At 72.3% G+C, this 1,822-nt stretch carries 2 protein-coding genes and 1 pseudogene; 1 reads left to right on the top strand and 2 read right to left on the bottom strand.

What is annotated here, in order from left to right; genetic code table 11:
* Positions 1-354, bottom strand: a pseudogene (locus APM_RS12515) (phosphoribosyltransferase family protein); the annotation flags it as partial.
* Entirely contained in the window at positions 324-764 is a 441-nt protein-coding gene (locus tag APM_RS12510; RefSeq protein WP_007423744.1) for a DUF2267 domain-containing protein, read from the bottom strand. The gene APM_RS12510 and the pseudogene APM_RS12515, both read right to left, overlap by 31 nt.
* 181 nt (positions 765-945) lie before the next feature.
* Here APM_RS12510 and APM_RS12505 point away from each other — a divergent pair.
* Positions 946-1,822 (top strand): patatin-like phospholipase family protein (locus tag APM_RS12505; protein ID WP_007423743.1); only part of this gene is annotated, 877 nt, incomplete at its 3' end.

Raw genomic sequence — 1,822 nt, 5'->3', positions numbered from 1 at the left:
CTCCTCGATCTGGCGCGCGGTTTCGGCCTCGACATAGCGCGCCGGCACCGCCAGCGCGCGGATCAGCCCGTCGTCGAGATACACCAGCGGCGGATCGCCCTCGGCGACGGCGCCGATGGCGAGTTCCTTCTGGTCCGGCGCGCCGATCTTGCGGACGATGACGATGTCGAGCGGCGCCTCCAGGTCCGCCGCCACCTCGAACCCGACGGGCAGGCCCCCGCGCGGCAGGGCGAGCACGACGGGATGGCGGTGCCGCAGGTGGCGCAGCCGGGCCGCGAGGCGGCGCCCGGCATCGGCGCGGTCGCGGAACATGGCGGCGGGGTTCAGCCCGGCGCGGCCTGCGCCGCCGCCCACAATGCCCGCGCCCCGCGCGGCAGCGCCTCGACCACGTGGGCGAGCTGCCCCGGCGCCATCCGCCGCTCGATCACGCGGATCACCGCGCCGGCGACGCGCCCGACATCCTGCAACTCGTCATGCCCGGCGAGTTCGGCGCGCAACGCCTCGGCGAAATCGCGATTGTGCGCGGCGCGCAGGCGCTCCGGCGACGGATGCCAGCCCTCGTAATAGACCCCGCGCACGATGGTCGGCATCTCGGCGCCGAAATGGGCCACCAGCCCGACCGGCAGCCGGTCGCGCACGGCGTGCAGCGTCGCCCGCAGCGCCGCATAGGCCGCCCGCTCGTTGTCGAAGCCGAGTTCGCCGGCGATTTCATGCAGCCACTCATGCGCCCGCTGCACCGAGGTATCGAGACTTGCGGCCTTCATCACCGGCCCTCCGTTCGATGTCGTCATGCCCGCAGGCTAGAGCAGAATCAGGGGCAACGCAGTCGTCCGATCGGGTTACAATGCGGTCCGGCGAAATGCGTTCCGGCGACTGGCGAATTTCGTTTCGACTTGTTACACATGGCGCAGCCGCCCCCGCCGGGCGGCTGAAGGGGATCCTTCGATGGACGATGATGACGCGCCGTTGGCGGCGCCCGCCCCGCCGCCCGGCTTCGCCCGGTATTTCCCCCTGGAGCGCCCGCCGCCGCCGCCACGCACCTTCGAACTCGGCCTCGTGCTCGGCGGCACCGTCTCGGCCGGCGCCTATACCGCCGGCGCGCTCGACGCGCTGGTCGAACTGCTCGACGCCTGGGAGGCGACCGACCCGCCGCACAGGGTTCGCCTGCCGATCGTCACCGGCTGCTCGGGCGGCGGCATCACGGCGGGGATTCTCGGCCTTTACGCCCGCAAGGCCCATCACCCGATGCCGGACGATTTCGCCGCCCTGATGGCGACCGCCGCGATGCCGGACAATCCGCTCTTCGATGTCTGGGTCAACCGGGTCGACGGCCTCGCCTTTCTCGACCCGTCCGACCTCGCGGGCGGGACTGCGGCCTCGCTGCTCAACTGCCGGCGCCTCGACGAGATCGCACGGGACATGGTCCGCTATGGCGAAACGCCCAACGGGTTCGGCCGCGCCTATCTGCCCGACCCGTACCGGATGATCCTGTCCGTCACCAATGTCGAGGGCATTCCCTACCGGTTCGACGTCCCGGCCTTCACCGGCTGGACGGGCGGAAACTACGCCCAGCACGCCGACTACGCCCGCTTCGCGCTGCCCGCGAGCGGCATCGCCGCCGACCCCGCCGGCGCGCGGCGGCCGGACGAATTCTGGATCGGCCGGAACCCGGCCGGCGAGGGCTTCGCCGATTTCGGCACGCTGATGCAATATGCGCTGGCCGGCGGCGCCTACCCGATGGCGCTGCGCCCCCGCGCGCTCACCCGCCCGGCCGCGCAGACCGCTATCGCCCGCATGTGCTGCGGACGCCCTCCGGCGCGAT

Source organism: Acidiphilium sp. PM (assembly GCF_000219295.1).
GTDB lineage: Bacteria > Pseudomonadota > Alphaproteobacteria > Acetobacterales > Acetobacteraceae > Acidiphilium > Acidiphilium multivorum.
Note: the sequence above shows the minus strand (reverse complement) of the source record. Positions and strands in the feature narration are given on the sequence as shown.